The organism is Actinomadura sp. NPDC048955 (assembly GCF_040649435.1).
GTDB lineage: Bacteria > Actinomycetota > Actinomycetes > Streptosporangiales > Streptosporangiaceae > Spirillospora > Spirillospora luteofluorescens.
The window spans coordinates 12,591-32,645 of sequence record NZ_JBEZJI010000049.1 but is presented as its reverse complement, the minus strand read 5'-3'; the positions used below and the strand labels follow the sequence as shown (position 1 = coordinate 32,645).

Sequence of the window (20,055 nt, the reverse complement as noted above, 5' to 3'; positions counted from 1 at the left end):
ATCTCACCCGAACTTAGAAAATTTCGGTTGAAATCGGTAACGTCTCCCGACGTCGTGACGAAGACCATAGCGAAGGGCTTCCGCCATTGCCCCCGAGTGGCGGAGGCCCTTCTCTCATGTCCGGGCCCGGCCGGCCCCGTGACGAGGCTCGCGAAACGCCCGAGGGCCCCGCCTCCTGATGGAGACGGGGCCCTCGGGCGTTATCCGGTCAGCCCTGGCCGTTGCCCGGGAAACCCGGGAAGCCCGGCGTGGGTGTGCCCGGCGTGCTGGGCGGCGGCGACTGCGGCTTCTGCGCCACCATGATCGTCACCGTGTCGCCCGGCGCGACCGTCGCGCCCTCACCCGGCTGCTGGTCGTAGACGAAGCCGGGCGCGACCTGCTTGTCGGGCGGCGGCGCGCCCTTCTGCACGTTGCACCTCAGGCCGAGGCTCTCCAGCTTGCCGCACGCGGCCCGCTGGCTGTTGTTGAACAGGCTCGGCACCTTCAGGCTCGACGGGCCGGTCGACACCGTCACGGTGACGTTCGAGCCCTTCGCCGCCTTCGAACCGCCGTTGGGGTCGGTCGAGATCACGTTGCCCCGCGGCACCGTGTCGCTCGAATCGACCCTCTTGTCGACCTCGAATCCGCTGTCCTCCAGCATCTTCTTGGCCGTGGCGTACGGCTTGCCGGTCACGTCCGGGATCTCGATCTCCGTGGGCGGCTTCTTGCCCTTGGAGACCAGCAGCGTCACCGTGGCGCCCTTGGCGGCGTCCGTGCCGGGCTGGGGATCAGAACTGATCACAAAGCCCTTCCGGACGTCGTCGTTGAAGTCGGTCCTCGGCTCGCCGAGCTTGAAGCCGAGCTTGGTGAGCTGGGCCGTCGCGTCGTTCTGCGAGACGTTGACGATGCTCTTGGGGATCGCGACCTGGTCGGCCCCGTCGTTCCCGTTGCTCATCAGCAGGCCGATGAGCGCGGCGCCGCCGATGAACAGCACCGCGAGACCCACCCACAGCGCGGCCTTCTTGCCGCCGCCGCCGCGCCCGTCGTCGTCGTAGTGGGCGGGAGGCAGGCCGTAGCCGTCATCCTGCGGCCGCCGCACCTGCGTGCGCGCCGGGCCGCCGCCGTACGCGCCCATCACCTGCGTGCCCTGGGGCTGGTGGCCGCCCATCAGCATCGTGGACGCCGCCGTCGACGACACCGGCTGGCCCTGCAGGACGCGCTGGATCTCCTGCCGGAACTCCGTCGCGTTCTGGTAGCGGTGGTCGGCTTCCTTCGCCATCGCCTTCAGGACGATCGCGTCAGCCCACTGCGGGATCTGCGGGTCCACCTGCGACGGCGGCACCGGCTCCTCCCGCACGTGCTGGTAGGCGATCGCGACCGGGGAGTCGCCGGTGAACGGCGGCTTGCCGGTGAGCAGCTCGTACAGCACGCAACCGGTCGAGTAGATGTCGCTGCGGGCGTCCACCCGCTCGCCGCGCGCCTGCTCGGGCGACAGGTACTGCGCGGTGCCGATCACCTGGGCGGTCTGCGTCATCGTGGACGCCGTGTCGGCCATGGCCCGGGCGATGCCGAAGTCCATGACCTTGACCTCGTGCTGCCGGGTCAGCATCACGTTGGCCGGCTTGATGTCGCGGTGCACGATGCCGCCGCGGTGGCTGTAGTCCAGCGCCCGCAGGATCCCGTCGGTGATCTCCAGGGCCTTGTCCGGCAGCAGCGCGCGGTTCTCCCTCAGCAGGTCGCGCAGCGTGCTCCCGTCCACGTGCTCCATGACGATGTACGGGATCGGGGTGTCACCGATCATGTCCTCGCCGGTGTCGTACACGGCGATGACCGAGGGGTGGTTCAGCGACGCGGCCGACTGGGCCTCGCGCCGGAACCGTGCCTGGAACGTGGGGTCACGGGCCAGGTCGGATCGCAGCGTCTTGACCGCGACGATGCGATCGAGGCGGCGGTCCCGGGCACGGTAGACCTCGGCCATGCCGCCGCGCCCGATCACCGTTTCGAGCTCGTAGCGGCCGCCGAGCAGCCGAGGTTGACTCATATGTGCACTTTCCCTCGTACGTCTACACCTTGTCTCCAGAACCTAGCTTCCCCGTCTGGGTCGGCGGGGGATCCGGGCTCGGAGTTGACGGAGTCGTGGTGCTCCCCGTCGGGGCGGGTGTGGGCTCAGGGGCGGTGGGAGTCGCCCGGGGCGGTTTCGTGGATGGCTTGTGTGAGAGGGACGCCTGGGGCGACGCCTGCGTTGACGGACGGATCCTATGCGTCCGGTGCCGCGGCGGGACAGCCGGCCCGGGAGTGCTCCGGGCCCTGCGCCGCGGCGGGGTCGCGGAGGCGGCCGGCGTGGACGCCGGATCGCCGACGCTGCCGTCGTCCCCGACCGGCCGGGTGGCCGGAGCCGCGGGCGGGTCCCCGCCCGGACCGGCGAAGGCCAGCCCCTTCCACAGGGAGCCGACGACGATCACGCAGACCAGGACCACGGCCGCGACCGACGCGTACGCCAGTGCCGAGCGCCGTTGCCCGGTCACCGGTCCGCTGGTGAGGTTATCCGCCCCGTCGCCAGCGTCAAATCCCGACAAAGTAGACGATCTTACAGGACGGGGAGCGGGGCCGGCCGCGGAGGGCCGGCGTGCGCCCCTCCGGGCGGCGTCCAGGCGCGCGGCCTCGCCGGTCGCCCCGGCCCGGCCCGTGCTGAGCGCCGCGCGGATCCCGAGGGCCCGGGCGGCGACCGTGTCCGCGTTCGCGGGACGGTCCCGAGGCTCCTTCGCGAGCATCTCCATGACCAGCTCGCGGGCCGACTCGGGCACCCGCCGCGGCAGCTCCGCGGGGGCGTCCCGGACGTGCTTGAGCGCCACCTCCACCGGAGTCGGCCCGTCGAACGGCGGCGCGCCCGTCAGGCACTCGTAGGCCACCGCGCCCAGCGAGTACAGGTCCGCCGCCGGGGACAGCTCCAGGCCCTGCGCCTGCTCCGGCGAGATGTAGTGCGCCGTCCCCATGACCATCCCGGTCTGGGTCTGCGACGCAGCCGCCAGCCGGCGGGCGATCCCGAAGTCGGTGATCTTCAGGGTGCCGTCCGGGGCGACCATCAGGTTCGCGGGCTTGACGTCGCGGTGCACGATCCCGGCGGCGTGCGCGACCACCAGCGCCCGCGCCGCCTGCACGACCAGGTCGAGCACCGCCTCCAGCGGCAGCCCGCCGTCGCGCGCCAGGATCTCGTCGAGCGGCTCGCCCGGCACCAGCTCCATCACCAGGAACGTCCGCCCGGCCTGCTCGCCGTAGTCGAACGCCCGCGCGATCCCCGGGTGCCGCAGCTCCGCCGCGAACCGCGCCTCCGACTCGAACCGGCCGCGCGCCCGCATGTCCGAGCCCAGCTCCAGGCGCAGCAGCTTCACCGCCACCAGCCGCCCCGACAGTGCGTCGGACGCGCGCCAGACCTCGCCCATCCCGCCGATCGCCAGCCGCTCCAGCAGCCGGTACCGGTCGTTCAGGACGAGGCCCGCACTCACTTCTGCAGGACCTTAGCCATGATCGCCCCGGCGACGGGGCCGGCGTTGGCCGCGCCGGAGCCCGGGGCCTCGACCATCACGGCGAACGCGTAACGCGGGTTCTCGACCGGGCTGAACCCGACGAACCAGTTCGCGTTCGGGTTGCCCGGACCCTGCTCGGCGGTACCGGTCTTGCCGGCGATCCGCCTGCCCGCCAGGTTCTTCGCGGTGCCCTCGGTGACCACCGCGCGCATCATGTCCTCCAGCTGACCGGCCTGGTCGCCGCTCATGGCCTCGCCGAACTCCTTCGGCGAGGCGTTGTAGAGCTCGCTCTGGTCCTTCGCGCGGACCTTCTGCACCACGTACGGGTTCATGATCTTGCCGCTGTTGGCGATCGAGCAGGCGACCAGCGCCATCTGCAGCGGCGTCGCCCGCACGTTCTCCTGGCCGATACCGGACCGGGCCGTGCCGTCCTTGCCGGTCTCGATCGTGTTGCCCTTGGCGTCCTTGATCGACACCGGGACGTCGCTCTCCGCGGCGTACATGTCGGGCTCCAGCTGGACGTGCTTGCCGAACCCGAACCGCGTGGCGCCGTCGTGCAGCTCCTGGATGCCCATGCTCAGCGCCATCTTCGCGAACGAGGTGTTGCAGGACTCGGCGAAGGCGCCGCGCAGCGGGGCCGCACCGCCGCAGTTGCCGGTGTCGTGCGAGTTCGGCAGCGGACGCCCCGACTCCGGCAGGATCAGCTGGCCCGTGTCCACCGTCGAGGAGCTGTTCAGGCCGAGCTTCTGCATCCCGATCGCCGACACGACCGCCTTGAACGAGGACCCGGGCGGGAACGTCTGGCTGAGCGCGTTGTCGACCAGCGGCTTGACGACGCCGTCGCCCTTGTCGAGCTGCTCCAGGCGCTTGCCGCCCTTCTCGCCGGTCTGCGGCGCGACCTCGTTCGGGTCGAACGACGGCCACGACGCCGCCACCTTCACCGCGCCCGTCTTCACGTCGATCACCACCGCGCCGCCGCGGCGGCCCTGCGCCGTCCCCGCCTTCAGCTGCTCGTAGGCGGTGCGCTGAGCCTGCGGGTCGATCGTCAGCTCGACGTTCGCGCCCTCGGCCTTCTTGCCGATGAACGTGTCGAACCAGCGCTGCTGCGTGATCCGCGTGTCCTTGCCGCCGAGCAGCGAGTTGTAGGCCCGCTCGACCTGGGTGGCGTTGCCGTTGAAGTACCCGGTGATCGGGGCGAAGATCGCCCCGTCCTTGTAGGTCCGGCCGTACTTCGGGTTGTCCTTGCCGGTCTCCTTCGAGGTCACCAGCACCTCGCCGCCCGCCGAGATCTGGCCGCGCGGCGAGTTGAACACGTCCGCGTACTGGCGGCTGTTGCGCGCGTCGGTCCGCAGATCCTCCGCCTGGCTGCCCTGGACGTAGTTGACCTGCGCCATCAGGCCGAAGAACAGCAGCAGCGCGAAGATCGCCACCCGCCGAACCGGCTTGTCCATGTTCATAGGGGGGAAGTCACCTCGTGCTCACGATCTGGGTCATGCCCTCGTCCTGGATCGCCTGCGGGGCCGGCTTGCGCGCGTCGTGGCTCATCCGCACCAGGATCGCGATCAGGATCCAGTTGGCCATCAGCGACGAACCGCCCTGGGACAGGAAGGGCGTCGTCAGGCCGGTGAGCGGGATGAGCCGCGTGACGCCCCCGACGATCACGAAGACCTGGAGGGCCAGCACGAACGACACGCCGCCCGCGAACAGCTTCAGGAACGGGTCCCGCGCCGCCACGGCCGTCTTCATCCCGCGTTGCACGATCAACGCGTATATCAGCAGCAGCACCATCAACCCGGTCAGCCCGAGTTCCTCGCCGAGCGAGTCGAAGATGAAGTCGCTGAACGACAATGGCGTCCGCCACGGCTCGCCCTGGCCTAGCCCGGTGCCGAGCACGCCGCCCTGGCCGAGCGCGAACAGGCCCTTCATCAGCTGCGCGCTGTCGGAGTACTCCCCGCCCAGCTCCGCGCAGGCCGAGAAGCCCGGCGAGATGGTGCCCTGCGCCTTGTACTTCTTGTAGATGGTGGTGTCGGGGTTGACCGGGACGACCTTGCCGCTCTCCAGCAGGCAGCCGCCGTCGAAGTAGGGCTTGGGGTTCTGCCAGATGTCGATGCGCTGGTTCACGTGGCCCATGAACGGCAGCAGCGTGGCGATGAAGATGCCGACCGACAGCAGCCCGACACCGATCACCACCCACGACACCCGCTGGGTCGCGATGTACAGCATCGACACGAACAGGCCGAAGAACAGCAGCGCGGTGCCGAGGTCCTTCTGCATGAACAGGACGCCGAGGCAGAAGAACCAGATCACCATGATCGGGCCGAGGTCGCGGGCCCGGGGCAGGCTGATCGGGCCGACCTTCTTCCCGATCAGCGACATCGCCTGGCGCTTGTTCACCAGATACCCGGCGAAGAAGACCACCAGCAGGAGCTTGGCGAACTCGCCCGGCTGCACCGAGAACGGACCCAGATGGATCCACACCCGGGCGCCGTTGATCTCCGCTCCGATGCCGGGGACGATCGGCAGCAGCAGCAGGACGACCGCGGTGAGCCCGATCAGGTACGTGTAGCGCTGCGCGGTCTTCGGCGTGAACGACAGCGGCGCGTCGGGCTTGTCGGTGTCGCGCATGATCATCACGGCGCCGACGAACAGGGCGATCCCGATGAACGTCCACATCAGCTGGCCGGGCGCGTCGGCGGCGTCGGGGAGCAGCTTCTTGCCCGCGGCCGCCGCGACCTTGCGGTCGTGGCTGGTGTCGAGGTCCAGGCGGTAGATCATCGCCAGCCCGATGCCGTTCAGCGCCACGGCGAGCGGCAGCAGCAGCGGGTCGGCGTACGGGGTGAACTTCGCCTGGATCAGGTAGGCGATGAACGCCAGGACGGCCAGGCCGCCGCCGTACACGAACAGGCCGCCGGGGATGTTCCCGTCACGGGCGAGGCCGACCTCCGCGAACGCCGACAGCGTCAGGACCATCGCGAACGCCAGAAGCGCCAGCGAGGCGGCGTTGCGCCGCTGGTACGGGAGGTGGGCCCTGATCTGGTCCCCGATGGATTGCATCTACGAGCTCCCCCCGCTGGAGGGGCAGTCCTTGATGGACGGGGTGCGCTGCTTGCACTCTTCCCGGTGCGCGCCGAGCTGGTCGAGCTTGGCCTGCGCCGCCTTCTGCCCGATGAACACGAGGGTGCCCTTCTCGACCGCGGTCACGTCCGATGCGGGCAGCTCGTCGATCCGGATGTCGCTGCTCTTCACGGAGGACTGCCGGCAGTTCTGCTGCTCACGGCCCTTCACCATGACGACCTTGCCGCCCTCCCCGATGAGGGAGTACTTGCAGACGGCGCTCTCCAGCTGCTTCAGCGCCTTCGGGCCGTCCACGGTGTAGGTGTCCTTGACCTGCTGCTGGAGGTCCTGGGGGAGGTCGGCCACCAGGATCGCCTGCTTCGGCTGCTCCTTCTTGGCGGCCTCGCGCGACAGGCTGAGGCCCGGCACCTTCTGCGTCGTCCCGCGGTAGAGGACGACCTCGCCGTCCTTGTTCGCGCCGATGTAGTAGGCGTTCCGGACGTTCTGCAGCAGCACGAACCCGCCCGCCACGACGCCCACGACGACCACGCCCGCCACGACGACCAGCCACGTCCAGCGCCGCGTGCCGCCCCGCCGCCCCCGCATCTGCTGGGCCTGCGGCATCGCGCCCGGCGCCGGCGGGGGACCCATCGCGTCGCTCATCGGCATCGGGGCCTGCGGCGGCGGCATCTCGTCCACCGCCACGGGCGGCTGCGGCCTGGTCTCGCGCAGCTGCGCGGCCCGCCCCGCCGGGGTGTCGGCGACGGTCGTGTTCGACCCCGTCCCCCCGCCCGGCGGCTCCGGGGGCGCCGCGTTGGCCGCCGCCCCCACCGCGTGGCCGGGGCCGCCCGTCGGGGGCTGGCGCTCCAGGTCCACCACGTCGGCGACGACGCAGGTGATGTTGTCGGGGCCGCCGCCGCGGTTCGCCAGGTCTATCAGCTGCCGGACGGCCTGCTCGGGGTCGTCGACGTCCGTGAGCACCTGGAAGATCGTCTCCGCCGTGACGACGCCGGACAGGCCGTCCGAGCACAGCAGGTACCGGTCGCCGACCTTCGCCTCGCGCAGCGACAGGTCGGGGTCGACCTCGCCGCGGCCGTCCAGCGCCCGCAGCAGCAGCGACCGCTGCGGGTGCGAGGCCGCCTCGTCCGGGCTGATCCTGCCCTCGTCGACCAGGGACTGCACCAGCGTGTGGTCGTGCGTGATCTGGAACAGGCTGCCGTCGCGGAGCAGGTAGGCGCGCGAGTCGCCGATGTGCACCAGCGCGACCTGGTTGCCCGCCCAGAGCATCGCGGTCAGCGTCGTCCCCATGCCCTGCAGGGCGGGGTCGGACTCCACGATGCGGTGCAGGTTGTCGTTCGCCGTCTTGACCGTGTGCTCCAGCGCGGCCAGCAGCTCGGTCGCGGGAAGGTCCTTGTCGAGCCCCCGCAGCGCCTCGATCGCCGCGGCGCTCGCGATCTCGCCGCCGACGTGCCCGCCCATCCCGTCGGCCACCGCGAGCAGGTGCGCGCCCGCGTACGCCGAGTCCTCGTTGCCCTCGCGCAGCATGCCCACGTCGGAGCGCGCGGCGTAGCGGATTCCCAGTGTCATTTGCGCAGCTCGATCACGGTCTTGCCGATACGGACCGGAACGCCGGGTGGAATCGGCATCGGCCGGCTCACCTTCGTGCGTCCGAGATACGTCCCATTGGTCGAGCCGAGATCTTCCACGATCCACTGACCGTCCTGCGCGAAAAGTCGGGCATGCCGGCTCGAAGCGTAGTCGTCGGTCACGACGAGCGTGGCGTCATTGGCGCGGCCGATGGTGATGGGCACCCCCGTGAGGTCGATGACGGTGCCGGCCCGCTCGCCCTGGACGACGACCAGCTTTGTCGGGGCGCTGTTCTGGGCGCTGCGCTGCGGCCGCGGCGGCTTCGGCTGTCTCGCCGCCCGGGGGGGACGGGGCTGGGACGCGCGATTGGCCGCCTTCGAGGCGGCTTTCGAGCCGAACAGGTCGGCCCTGATCACGCCGACGGCCGCGATGACGAACAGCCACAGCACCGCGAGGAACGCCAGCTTGATCAGCGTGAGGGTGAATGGGGACATCGGAGTCGGGGTTACTCCCTATCGCGGCGGAACACAAGAGTGGTGCGGCCCATCGTGACCCGGGAGCCGTCGACCAGCGTCACCCGCCGGATCGGCTGCCCGTTCACGAACGAGCCGTTGGTCGACCCTAGATCCACGAGAGCGATTTCGGGACCTTCTACGCGGATCTCGGCATGGTGCCGTGACACGCCGGGGTCGACGAGGCGCAGGTCGCAGTCGGTGCCGCGACCCAGCAGGGTCACGGGAGTGTTGATCTCATAGGTGCGCTGAGTCGTGTCCGATCCCTCCACCGCCGTGGTCACCAGAAGCCGCGGATGCCCCCCGAACACCCCGCCCCGGCCGCCCTGCGGCACGTCGCTCACCGGCCGGCGGATCTCCCCGCCCTCGACCGTCGAGCCCCGGATCACGCCCGACCTGATGCGGAACATGCCCGTGGCGAGGTCCCCCGCGTTCTCGAACCTCACCCGCACCGGACCCACGAAGGAGTACCCCTGCTCCTTCGCGTACTCGCGCGCGAGATTCGCCAGCTCCTGGCTCAGGCTGTCGGCGTACACCTGCAGCCGCTGCCCGTCCTGCTGAGAGATCTCCACGACGAAGTCGTTCGGCACGAGCGTGCGGCCCTGTGCCACGATCGCCGCCCGATCGTCCATCTCGCGCTGCACAGCACTGGCCACCTCGACCGGCTGCAGCTCGGACTTGAAGGCACGGGCGAAGGCCCCTTCGACCATGCCCTCGAGCCGTCGCTCGAAGCGCTGAATGACGCCCACGGGCACCTCCCTTCCCCACTGGTAGACGATCGTATCGGTGCGAAGGTTCGCTCGGCGTATCTGGATACCTAACCACCCCCGGCCCCGTGCTAGCCTTTTCAGGCACCCGGAAACGGGACGGCACCCACGGGCGGGTGGCGGAACGGCAGACGCGCACGGTTCAGGTCCGTGTGTCCGAAAGGATGTGAGGGTTCAAATCCCTCCTCGCCCACTCAGGGGTACAGACGAAAGTCCTAGCCCCACAGTGACGGAACAGACCCTGGAGCGGCAAGCTCCGGGGTCTTCGTCGTTACGGGGCCAGTCTTCTGTGACCGCAGCGACCGAAGCGGCAGGCGCGCAGGAGGATGCTTCGGCCCTGGGGTCCGGTTTGTGGTGGTGTGCCGGCGTCGTGAGCGCCGGGGGTTCAGGCTGCGGGCGGGGTGATGTGCCCGGTGGGTGTCCAGGTGCCGCGTGGCTTGCGTGTCTTGTGCCGAGCGCGGCGGTGGGGGGCCCGCCGGACCGGCCCCCGGACACGCGCCGCCCACGCGAACGATGAGGGGGTGGTGGGGCCAGCGTGGCCCCACCACCCCCTCACGAACTAGCTACCGCAGTGCCACCGGCCCTGAAGGCGTCGTGCACCGGTCTCGTAGAACGTGTCGGTGGGGGTGATCTCACACCCCAGCGTCACCAGCACGTCGAGCAGCGGACTGCCCTCGGGAACGTTGAAGCCGATCGTGACCGGCCCCGTGAAGAACTCGCCCGCCGACTCCACGAAGAGCCGCACGAGGTCCTTCCCGCTGTGGCCGGAGACCACGGCGAACATGTCCACGTGGAAGTCCTCGTCGGGGCCCACGTGCAGCTCCGACCACGACCGACTGATCCACCGCCCGCGCATGAAGGCGAGAACCTCCTCGCCCTCGGCCGCGACCAGGTAGACGGTCCGAACATCCTGGAAGGAGGGCTCCAGTGGGAGGGCCCGCCGAATCCAGTACTGGTTGCGGTCCGCCACCACGTCGCTCACGATCCGGCGGATGCCCTCCAGATCGCGAGAATCCGCAATCCTGATATCCATTGTTCTAGTTCCTTTCGTTTGCTTTCCTAGGCTCCGGCCACCCTTCCGGGCCGCCGTCGCACTCATGGACCGTCCGAACCCGGGCGGCTTTGTCACCGGGCTCAAGGCGCTGGGTGACCGCCCGGGCCCGACGGTGCCGGGCAGCACCTCCAACAGTTCGTGGTCGCCCGGCTCGGGTGCCAGGAGTGCGTGCAGCCGGATGTAAGGCGGCAGACCAACGTCACCTTGGTCGGCGATGACCTCGGTCCGCCTGCCGGCCTGCCGGGAGAGGGTGGCGAGGCTGACCCGCAGGGCGCGCCCGGACAGACCCTCGACGACGGCCGCGACCTTCGCATCGCGGTCGGTATCCGCCGCGCCCCCGGTCCCAGGCGGCGGCGCGGTTCTCGGCGAGGGTGACGCGGACCTCGGGCTTCTCGCCGGCGCCGCCGCGCGGCCTGCACAACGGTGCGCGATGGTCTGCGCCGGAGCTGGCCGCACTGGGGAAGTCGCTGAGCAGCGACAGTCACAAGTCCGAGAGACAGTCGGAGACGGCTCCGGGCTATCGAGTGCGCGTTGTCGCTGATCGAAGAGTTTCGTCAGCACCCCGCTCAGGGGTAGTGACGCAAGCCCCTCGCCCCATAGTGACGGAGAGAGCACCCACGCGACAGCGTGGGGGCTTTTCTGCTTCTCGTGACGTGTCGAGGCAGTCCACAGTTCTTAATCGCAGCCGGCGAGGCGGGGTTTCTGAGCCCGGAAGGGGGGACGGCGCACTGCGGCGTACGCCGCGCGCCCGTCCCGTCGCCTTTGCCCGGGGCGCCGATCAGGAGCGGAAGGCGGCGGCGTTCTCGGCGGACCACTGGGCGAAGCCGCGCGCGTCGCGGCCGGTGATCTCCTTGACGGTCGGGACCACGGTGAAGCCGGCCTCTGGCGTGTTCCCCAGCGCGTTGACGAGGAACTCGATGGTCCCCTCGCCCATGCCGTCGCCGCGCCACTTGGCGCGCGCCTCGTCCACGGTCAGCTCAACGAACCCCACGTTCGTGCCGATGGCCGCGCTCAGGATCGCGACCTTGTCCCTGAGCGTGATCGCCTCGGGGCCGGTGATGGTGAGCGTCTCGCCGCCCTGCCCGCCCTCGACCAGCACCGTGGCGGCCACGGCGGCGATGTCGCGCTCGTGCACCAGCGCGCTGAGCCGGTCCCCGAACGGCTCCTTGATGATGCCCTCGGCCTTGATCGTCTGTGCCCACCAGCGCAGCGTGTTGGACATGAACTCGACCGGCTCGAGCAGCGTCCACTCGATGCCGGTGGTGGCCAGGGCCTGCTCCAGCCCACCGTCCGCGCGCCCGCCGAGCACCGTGACCCGCCGTACGCCCGCCTCGGCGGCCAGCCCCACCAGACCGGCACCGTCGGGCAGCGGCGTGTAGTCGTCACCCGCGAAGTTGATCAGGTGGGCGGCCACGACGCCGTCGAAGACACCGGTCAGTGAGTCGAGGTCGGCGAGGTCACCGGCGACGACCTCGACACCCTCGGGAAAGGCGGCCCTGGCGGGGTTCCTGGTCAGCGCGCGAACCGGCTGCCCTGCCGCGCGGAGTTCCTCGACGACGAGACGGCCGACGGTCCCGGTGGCACCTGTGACGAGGAAGGTCATGATCGAACCCCTAACTTTGTGGAACGGAACGTTCTGCTCCTACTCTAGCAGAACGGAATGCTTCATTCCACTAGTGGGCGGATGTGCGGAGAGCGGGCGACGAGCCTTCGGAGTGGAGGGTGGCGAGTGACCTTGTGCGGCTAACTACATTAGCCTTATGGTTATGGCTAATGAAGTTAGCTGAGAGGGAGGGGTTGTTATGGCCGTCCGCATCGTCCGCGTCGCGGGGATCGTGGTCGTCGCACTCGTCGTCGTCATCGGGAGCCTGTACGGCTGGACCCGGATCCACCCGCACAAGCTCCGCGCCGAGATCGAGGTCAACGCCTCCGCCGCCCAGGTCTGGCAGGTGCTCACCGACTTCCAGGCGTATCCCGAGTGGAACCCGTTCATCCTCAGCGCCGTCGGCGAGCCGAAGAAGGGCGCGAAGCTGGTCAACAAGCTGGCCGGCGACGACGGAGGGAAGGGGATGACCTTCAAGCCGACCGTCCTGGTCGCCGACCCCGGGCACGAACTGCGCTGGATCGGCCGGTTCGGTGTCCCCGGCGTGGTCGACGGCGAGCACTACTTCCTCATCCAGGAGACGGGCCCTGGGCGCGTCAAGCTGACCCAGGGGGAGAACTTCACCGGCTTCCTGGTGCCCTTCGTCGAGAGTGCGATCGACGTCCAGGACGAGTTCGCCGCCATGAACGCCGCGCTCAAGAAGCGCGTCGAGGCTGCGCACTGACAGAAGATCTCACCGTCGCGACCGGCCTGAACCCAGCGTCCTGAGCGTCTCCTGTCGTGGAGACCTGTTGTCGCCGGGCACGAGCGTGAGGACGGTCATCACGACGGCGACGGCGGCGATCGCTGCGATGACCGTGGCCACTCCGACGTGCGCGGCCGCCGACGGCAGGAGCAGGACGGCGGCGACCCCGGGCACCACCACTGCGGGGCAAAGGACGGGCGCGGCCAGGATGGGCGTGTGGACCGTCCAGAGCAGCATGACGAACAGAGCGGCCGGGACCGCCACGGCGTAGCAGACCACGAGGGGTGACGCTTCGAGGTCGTGTCCGGTCTGCGCGACCGCCACCTCCAGCCCCGCGCCGAGCGCCGCGAGGCTCGCGAAGATGCCGTAGTGGCCGTAGCCCCACCGGTAGGAGCGGTGGCGGCGGTCGTTGAGCCCCTCGCCCGCGGGGACGAGGAAGTAGAGCCACCAGAGGGCGAACAGCAGGACGAGACCGGAGCCGGCGATGATGAGGAGCCGCCGGCCGACCTCGGCCCCTTCGAGCGCTTCGGCGACCGCGTTGGACGCGGCGAGGACGCTCTCCCCGAACAGGATGATCATGAACAGGCCGTAGCGTTCGGCGATGTGGTGGGGGTGCCAGCTGGTGGGGCTCGTCCGTTCCGCCCACCGCGGCACGGCCAGCTCCAGGACGGCCAGGGCGGCGAAGCAGGGAAGCTGGGCGGACGACGGCAGAAGGTTCGCCTGCGCCGCGACGAGCCAGAGGATCCAGCCCGCCTGAGCGACGGTGATGCCGAGGGCGTAGCGCAGCGCGGTGCCGCGGCCCGCCGGGTCTTCGGCCGCGGCCCGCAGCCACTGCGCGACGAGGGCGGCCCGCATGACGAGGTAGCCGATCGCGACGGCGCGGTAGTCGGAGTGGTCGGCCGCGGCCGGCACGCCCGCGGCGAGGACCAGGACGCCCGCCATCTGCACCATGGTCAGCAGCCGGTAGGGGATGTCGTCGGTGTCGTACGAGGACGCGAACCAGGTGAAGTTCATCCACGCCCACCACACGGCGAAGAAGACCTGCAGGAACGGGACGAGCCCGGACAGGGCGTGCCCGCCGGCGATGTGGTCCGCGAACCGGGCGGTGACGGCCGCGACCGCGACCACGAAGGTGAGATCGAACAGGAGTTCGAGCTGACTCGAGGCGCGGTGCGGCTCGTCGACCGAACGCGCGGTCATCCGGATCCGGATACGGCATGCGGCACCTGCTGGTGGCACGGTCTCGCTCCCGTCGTCGCATGAACTCGTCCGACTGCAAGGACAGGCGAGGGCCCGGGTTTGTGACGGCCGCGGTCCTATTCGACCGGCGTCCCGGAAATCTTCGCCGGAGCCGTCACAGCCCGGACGGGTGCCCTGTCCTAGCTGGCGACCGGGCGGTGACCGACCGCCCGGCGGACGGGAGGGTTCCTCATGAAGATCGTGGTCATCGGCGGCACCGGGCTGATCGGTTCGAAGGCCGTGGAGATGCTCCGGCAGCACGGGCACGAGGCGGTGCCTGCCGCGCCGAACACGGGCGTGAACGCGCTCACGGGCGAGGGGCTGGCCGAGGTGCTGGAGGGCGCGTCCGCGGTGGTCGACGTGTCCAACTCGCCGTCCTTCGAGGACGAGGCGGTGCTGAACTTCTTCACGACCTCGACCGGCAACCTGCTGGAGGCGGAGAAGAAGGCCGGTGTGGGCCACCACGTCGCGCTGACCATCGTGAACACCGACCGGCGGCCCGACATCGGCTACTTCCGGGCGAAGCTCGCGCAGGAGAGGCTGATCGAGGAGTCGCCGATCCCGTTCTCGCTGATCCACGCGACGCAGTTCTTCGAGTTCGGCCGCAGGATCGCCGACGAGGCCGCCGCCGCCGGCGACGCGGTCCCGATGCCGCCGGTGCTGTTCCAGCCCATCGCGGGCGAGGAGGTGTCGCGGACGGTCGCGCGGACCGCGGCGGGAACGCCGCTGAACGGACGGATCCAGATCGCCGGCCCCGAGGCGTCCCGGATGGACGAGTTCTTCCGCAAGGCGCTGGCCGCGTGGGGCGACCCGCGCGAGGTGGTCACCGACCCGCACGCGCACTACTTCGGCGCCGAGATGCACGAGCGCGACCTCGTCCCGGACGAGGGCGCCGCGACGCTCGGCGAGATCACCTACGCCGACTGGCTGGCCGCGAACCCCGTCAAGTGACCGGCGGCCGCCCCGGCCCGTCCCGGCGGGCGAGGCGTTCTGGGAGCAAGCCGATGCTGACCCTCGTGAACGACGCCGAGCTCGCCGAGCGCGCGCACCTGCGGGTCCCCGGGGATTCCTGACCCCGGCGAGACGCGATGCTCCGCGAGATCCACCGGGTGCTGCCGCCCGGCGCGGCTGGTCCACGCGACCAGGCGTCCGGGCGGCCGGCCGAACGAACCGTGTGGAGGACTGATGAACACCCCCATCGGCGACGAGTTCGAGGCGGAGATCGAGGCCGAACTGGAGCTGGCCGAGGCGAGCGACCCGGCGCGGGCCGCGGCGCGGCCGGCCTCCGAGTGGCTGTTCGACCCGGCCGAAGCCGAGGCCGAGGAGATCGAGCTGCGCAACCTCCTCGGCGCGGCCGAGGAACTGAAGGCCGCTCCCCGGTCCCGCGGGCACCGCCCCGGCGAAGGCGCCTGACCTCCGCCCACCCCACGACATCCGAAGCGAGACACCCATGAACCACCCAGCTGGGCGGCAGCATGCCCCCGAACCTGTCCCGTCGACCGGAATCGCCACGCTCGACGATCTCCGCGAGCACCTGCAGTGGGCGGTCGAACTGGAGCACGCGACCCTGCCGCCGTACCTGTGCGCGCTCTACTCGCTCGACCCGGAGCGCAACCCCGAGGCCGTCGAGGCGGTGGCGGGTGTCTTCATCGAGGAGATGCTGCACCTGGTGCTGGCGGCGAACCTGCTCAACGCCGTGGGCGGGAGCCCGCGGCTGGACGCGCCGGAGCTGCTGCCGCCGCACCCCCGCCGGCTGCCGCACGGCGACGCCTCGCTGGAGCTGTCGCTGCTCCCGTTCGGCGACGCGGCGCTCGACATGTTCCTGCGCCTGGAGCAGCCGGCACCGCCCGGCGCCCCCGCCGAAGGCGACCGCTACGAGACGATCGGGCAGTTCTACGACGCGATCGAGGCCGGGCTGCGCGACCTGTGCGACCGGCTCGGCGAGGCGGAGGTCTTCTCCGGCGACCCGGCACGCCAGCTCCACGCCGGGCACTTCGCGCACACCGCCGGGCGGATGATCGAGGTCACCGGTCTCGCCTCGGCGCTGGCGGCGCTGGAGGAGATCGTCGAGGAGGGCGAGGGCACGTCCCGCGGCGCCGTCTGGGACGGCGACCCCGACGTGCACCATCCCGACCGCGACGAGGTCGCCCACTACTACCGCTTCCAGGAGCTCAGGGCCGGCCGCCGCTACCGCCGCGGCGACACGCCGGCGTCCGGCCCCACCGGCGAGCCGCTCGGCGTGGACTTCGCCGGCGTCCTGCCGATGCGGCCCAACCCCAAGGTCGCCGACCACGCCCCCGGCAGCGCGATCCGCGCGGCCCAGGAGGAGTTCAATCGCACGTACTGCACTCTCCTCCACCTGCTGGAGCAGGCGTTCAACGGCAGCCCGCGGCTGATCGCGGTCGCCGTCGCCTCCATGTACCAGCTCAAGGCGCAGGCCCAGGCGCTGATGCGGACGCCCGACGGCGACGGCGCGACGGCCGGACCCACGTTCGAGTACGTCCCGCCGGAGGAGCGCGGCTGGGGCGCCGGCGACGAGCCGCAGCGCGTCGACGTCCTCCCCCACGGCCCGTACCTCGTGCGCGGCGGGATCCCGCTCCGGCGCAAACGGAAGATCGTCTCCGCGGAGAACAACGCGCTCACCTGGCAGACCGGCGACGCCCTGCCGACCGAGCCCGTCTACGCGCTGTGCCGCTGCGGCCATTCCCGGTCCAAGCCGTTCTGCGACGGGACGCACGCACTGATCGGGTTCGACGGCACCGAGAACGCCGACGTCCGGCCCTACGAGGAACTGCAGCACGTGCACGACGGGGTGGGCATCTCCGCTCAGCGGGTCGGCGAGCTGTGCATCCACGCGGCGTTCTGCATCGGACGGACCCGGCCGATCGCGGAGATGCTCGCGGAGACCGGCGACAGCGACGTGCGCTCCAACATCATGGGACGGATCGAGCACTGCCCCTCCGGCTCCTACAGCTACGCACTGCGGCGCGGCGGGGAGACCATCGAGCCCGACCTTCCGCCCGCCATCGCCGTGCTCGAAGAGGAAGACGGACTCGCCAGCGCGCTGTGGGTGACCGGTGGCGTGCCCGTGCACCGCGCGGACGGGCGGCCGCTGGAGACCCGCAACAGGGTGACGCTGTGCCGGTGCGGGCAGTCGGCCGGCAAGCCGCTGTGCGACGGCACCCACCGGAAGATCGACTTCCGTGAGGAGGCGCCCGGCCCGGCCGGCGGGACCGCGGCGGCGCAGGGTGAGGCCACCTGATCGAACGGTGAACCGGTAGCGGTTACTCTCGCGGGAGAGCGGCCCGTCTTGTCTGAGCTGTCCGAGGGCAGGTGAGACAGGACCGGCCCGCGATCCGAACGGGGGCGATCATGGCGGCGGACGGCGGACCGGGCGGCGACCCGGCGGCGGGTGAACTCGACCACGCCACCGCGGTCTTCGCCGAGGTGCGGCCGCGGCTGTTCGGGATCGCCTACCGGATGCTGGGCAGCGCCACCGAGGCCGAGGACCTGGTGCAGGACGTCTGGCTGCGCTGGCAGACCTACGACCGCGCCGCCGTGGCCGATCCCGCCGCCTTCCTGGCGACGACCATCACGCGGCTGGCGATCAACGTCCTGCAGTCCGCCCGGGTCCGCCGGGAGAGCTACGTCGGTCCCTGGCTGCCCGAACCCGTCGACACCGGCGCCGATCCGTACCTGGGCGCCGAACGCGGCGAGGCGCTCAACCTCGCGGTCCTGATGCTCCTGGAACGGCTGTCGCCCACCGAACGCGCCGCCTATGTCCTGCGCGAGGCGTTCGACTACCCCTATCCGCAGATCGCCGAGATCCTCCAGGCGGGGGAGCCGGCGGTCCGGCAGCTGGTCAGCAGGGCCCGCAAGCACCTGCGGTCCGAGCGGCGGGCACCGGTGACCGGTGCCGAGCAGCGCAGGCTGCTGACCGCCTTCGTCGCCGCCGCCCGCGCCGGCGACCTGGCCGCCCTGGAGGAGATCCTCGCCGCGGACGCGGTCAGCTACTCCGACGGCGGCGGCGCCGTCCGCGCGTCCCGTTTCCCGGTGGTGGGCGCGGTCCGTGTCGCCAAGTACGTCCGGGCGTTCGCGAACCACTTCTGGGACGGGGTCGACGTTGAGTGGGCCACCGTGAACGGCCAGTACGCCGCCCTTCTCCAGCGCGACGGCCAGACGTTCACCGTCCTCACCGTCGACGGCACCGAGCAGGGCATCGGCCAGGTGCTGTGGATGATGAACCCCGCCAAGATCACCGCCGCGTCGACCGCGGCCTGACCGCCCGAACCCGGACCCACCCCGTCCGAGGCGGCCTGGGGCCACGGCCGTTTCGCGCCGCCGTCCGGTCCCGTCCAGCACGCCCGACCTCGCCGAGGACCGGGCAGAGCACTCACACCTGCGCGTAGCCACCGTCGGCGAAGAACTCGGCACCGTTGACGTAACTCGACGCGTCCGAGGCAAGGAACGTCGTCACGGCGGCGATCTCCTCGGGTTCGGCGAGCCGGCCGAGGGGGACGGCGCCTTCGGCCTGCTTGAGCACCTCGGGCGGGACCAGGTCGAAGAGACCGGGGGTACGGGTGCCGCCCGGGGACACGACGTTGACCCGGAAGCCACGTGTGCGCGAGCTGAGGGCCCAACCGCGAGCGAGGTTGCGGATCGCGGCCTTCGACGCCGCGTAGACCTCGAGTCCCCGGTCGGGCCGTGTCGAGGCGGTCGAGCCCGTGAGGATCACCGACGCGTTCGCGCTGAGCAGCGGCAGCGCCTGCTGCAGGGTGAAGATCGTTCCCTTGACGTTGGTGGCGAACACCGAGTCGATCAGATCTTCCGTCACCTCGCCGAGCGGAGCCGCGATGCCGATGCCGGCATTGGCGACCAGTACGTCGATACGACCGGCCTGGTCGCGCACGGTCGCGTAGAACGCGTCGAGCTCCGATTGCACCGAGACATCACAGACCACGCCCGTTACCGCGGGTCCGAGCTCGGCGACCGCGGCGTCGAGCGCGTCCTTGCGGCGACCGGTGATGAAGACCCTGGCGCCCTCCTCGCGGAATGCGCGTGCGGTCGCGAATCCGATGCCCGTGCTGCCACCGGTGACCACGGCGACCTTGTCTGCCAGGACGGCCATGCCGCCCTCCCTCCAAGTTGTGGACTGCTCAGTCCGCAAACTATCCAGTTATGGACTGCATAGTCAATATCAAGTGGACGGCGACGAGGGTCAGCTCCTCGGGGTGATCCCATGGCCGGGCCGAGCACGCCGCGGTGCGGAGCCCGCGCACGCGTGGCCCAGAGCCGTCAGGCGCCTGCCGCGACCTTTCAGGGCTCCGGGCCGGTTGCGGGCCGCGACGGTACAGGTCGGGCGGTGATCTGCTGCTAGTGCGCTGCGGTGGGAAGTAGCCGCGCCAGGGTGGAGTGGGCCACCGCGGTGAGCGTGTCGATGTCCATGCCGGTGCGCCCGAGCGCGATGAGGCCGAGTTGGGCGACGAGGATCGCGCGCGCGGTCTCGACGGGGTCGGCATCGGGGGCGAGGTCGCCTTCGCGCTGGGCGCGCTCCAGCGCCGTGGTGAGGATGGTGGCGATCGCGTCGTAGCTGCGGCGAGCCTCAGCGGCCACGTCCGGATTGCAGGTGGCCAGCTCGGCGTTGCTGTTGGCCAGCAGGCAACCTCGGCGCGCAGCGGCTCCGGTCGGGTCGCCGGTGGGGCCGAGCAGGAACTCTCGCACCAGGTCGATGCCTCGCGCCGCGGACGCCAGGCGCTCGCGCAGCATCAGCAGGTTCGCGTCGTCGTAGTTGCGCAGCACCCGTAGGAACAGGCTTCGCTTGTCTCCGAACGCCCCGTAGAGGCTGCCCTTGCCCAGCTTGCTCACGCGTAGCAGGTCGTCCATCGACGTCGCCGCGTAACCCTTGTCCCAGAACTCGTCGCGGATGGCGAGAAGCACAAGATCTTCGTCGAACTCGCGGGGCCGGGGCATGGCTTCACCGTACTGGTTCTG

At 70.7% G+C, this 20,055-nt stretch carries 17 protein-coding genes and 1 tRNA gene; 6 read left to right on the top strand and 12 right to left on the bottom strand.

All coding sequences use genetic code 11. The features are described from left to right. Positions 1–208: 208 nt before the first annotated feature. The 7 genes from pknB to AB0C84_RS33815 are packed head-to-tail and all read right to left on the bottom strand — an operon-like array spanning position 209 to position 9,405. Positions 209–2,020, bottom strand: a complete 1,812-nt coding sequence (gene pknB / locus AB0C84_RS33845; protein ID WP_361074357.1) for a Stk1 family PASTA domain-containing Ser/Thr kinase — start codon at positions 2,018–2,020, stop codon at positions 209–211. Positions 2,021–2,042: 22 nt separating this feature from the next. Then, on the bottom strand, positions 2,043–3,482 hold the full coding sequence (locus tag AB0C84_RS33840; protein ID WP_361074355.1) for a protein kinase: 1,440 nt from the start codon (positions 3,480–3,482) through the stop codon (positions 2,043–2,045). Continuing rightward, positions 3,479–4,954, bottom strand: coding sequence for a penicillin-binding transpeptidase domain-containing protein (locus AB0C84_RS33835; RefSeq protein ID WP_361074353.1), 1,476 nt, complete (start codon positions 4,952–4,954; stop codon positions 3,479–3,481). The genes AB0C84_RS33840 and AB0C84_RS33835 overlap by 4 nt, the downstream gene beginning before the upstream one ends. Before the next feature lie 16 nt (positions 4,955–4,970). Next, positions 4,971–6,557, bottom strand: coding sequence for an FtsW/RodA/SpoVE family cell cycle protein (locus AB0C84_RS33830; protein ID WP_179845168.1), 1,587 nt, complete (start codon positions 6,555–6,557; stop codon positions 4,971–4,973). Beyond that, positions 6,558–8,144: a Stp1/IreP family PP2C-type Ser/Thr phosphatase gene (locus tag AB0C84_RS33825; RefSeq protein ID WP_361074351.1), complete on the bottom strand. Its 1,587-nt coding sequence runs from the start codon at positions 8,142–8,144 to the stop codon at positions 6,558–6,560. Further along, positions 8,141–8,638 carry an FHA domain-containing protein gene (locus AB0C84_RS33820; RefSeq protein ID WP_179845166.1) on the bottom strand — a complete coding sequence of 166 codons (498 nt, stop codon included), beginning with the start codon at positions 8,636–8,638 and terminating at the stop codon, positions 8,141–8,143. The genes AB0C84_RS33825 and AB0C84_RS33820 overlap by 4 nt, the downstream gene beginning before the upstream one ends. Positions 8,639–8,649: 11 nt before the next feature. Then, positions 8,650–9,405: a DUF3662 and FHA domain-containing protein gene (locus AB0C84_RS33815; RefSeq protein WP_067627928.1), complete on the bottom strand. Its 756-nt coding sequence runs from the start codon at positions 9,403–9,405 to the stop codon at positions 8,650–8,652. Between the two features lie 128 nt (positions 9,406–9,533). On the opposite strand from AB0C84_RS33815, the gene AB0C84_RS33810 reads away from it, so the two are divergent. Continuing rightward, positions 9,534–9,616 (top strand) — tRNA-Leu (locus AB0C84_RS33810). Positions 9,617–9,982: 366 nt separating this feature from the next. Here AB0C84_RS33810 and AB0C84_RS33805 read toward each other — a convergent pair. Both AB0C84_RS33805 and AB0C84_RS33800 read right to left on the bottom strand, forming a co-directional pair. Continuing rightward, on the bottom strand, positions 9,983–10,456 hold the full coding sequence (locus tag AB0C84_RS33805) for a hypothetical protein (protein ID WP_361074348.1): 474 nt from the start codon (positions 10,454–10,456) through the stop codon (positions 9,983–9,985). Positions 10,457–11,255: 799 nt separating this feature from the next. Next, positions 11,256–12,080, bottom strand: a complete 825-nt coding sequence (locus AB0C84_RS33800) for an NmrA family NAD(P)-binding protein (RefSeq protein ID WP_361074346.1) — start codon at positions 12,078–12,080, stop codon at positions 11,256–11,258. Between the two features lie 199 nt (positions 12,081–12,279). On the opposite strand from AB0C84_RS33800, the gene AB0C84_RS33795 reads away from it, so the two are divergent. Further along, the gene (locus AB0C84_RS33795; protein WP_361074344.1) at positions 12,280–12,804 is read left to right on the top strand and encodes an SRPBCC domain-containing protein; all 525 of its coding nucleotides are present in this window, start codon (positions 12,280–12,282) and stop codon (positions 12,802–12,804) included. A gap of 9 nt (positions 12,805–12,813) precedes the next feature. Here the strand turns inward: AB0C84_RS33795 and AB0C84_RS33790 are convergent, their stop codons facing one another. Then, entirely contained in the window at positions 12,814–14,025 is a 1,212-nt protein-coding gene (locus AB0C84_RS33790) for a low temperature requirement protein A (RefSeq protein ID WP_361074343.1), read from the bottom strand. 231 nt (positions 14,026–14,256) lie between these two features. On the opposite strand from AB0C84_RS33790, the gene AB0C84_RS33785 reads away from it, so the two are divergent. From AB0C84_RS33785 to AB0C84_RS33770, 4 genes are all read left to right on the top strand, one after another. After that, entirely contained in the window at positions 14,257–15,015 is a 759-nt protein-coding gene (locus tag AB0C84_RS33785; protein WP_361074341.1) for an SDR family oxidoreductase, read from the top strand. A gap of 234 nt (positions 15,016–15,249) precedes the next feature. Continuing rightward, positions 15,250–15,477 (top strand): hypothetical protein, encoded by a 228-nt coding sequence (locus AB0C84_RS33780; RefSeq protein WP_361074340.1) that lies wholly within the window; start codon positions 15,250–15,252, stop codon positions 15,475–15,477. A 37-nt stretch (positions 15,478–15,514) separates the two neighbouring features. Beyond that, positions 15,515–17,326, top strand: coding sequence for a ferritin-like domain-containing protein (locus AB0C84_RS33775; protein WP_361074338.1), 1,812 nt, complete (start codon positions 15,515–15,517; stop codon positions 17,324–17,326). Between the two features lie 110 nt (positions 17,327–17,436). Further along, positions 17,437–18,345, top strand: coding sequence for an RNA polymerase sigma-70 factor (locus AB0C84_RS33770; RefSeq protein WP_361074336.1), 909 nt, complete (start codon positions 17,437–17,439; stop codon positions 18,343–18,345). Positions 18,346–18,457: 112 nt separating this feature from the next. Here AB0C84_RS33770 and AB0C84_RS33765 read toward each other — a convergent pair whose 3' ends face one another. Together AB0C84_RS33765 and AB0C84_RS33760 are read right to left on the bottom strand one after the other, a co-directional pair. Next, the gene (locus AB0C84_RS33765) at positions 18,458–19,192 is read right to left on the bottom strand and encodes an SDR family oxidoreductase (protein WP_361074334.1); all 735 of its coding nucleotides are present in this window, start codon (positions 19,190–19,192) and stop codon (positions 18,458–18,460) included. Between the two features lie 245 nt (positions 19,193–19,437). Continuing rightward, positions 19,438–20,034, bottom strand: coding sequence for a TetR/AcrR family transcriptional regulator (locus AB0C84_RS33760; RefSeq protein ID WP_361074332.1), 597 nt, complete (start codon positions 20,032–20,034; stop codon positions 19,438–19,440). Positions 20,035–20,055: the final 21 nt, after the last annotated feature.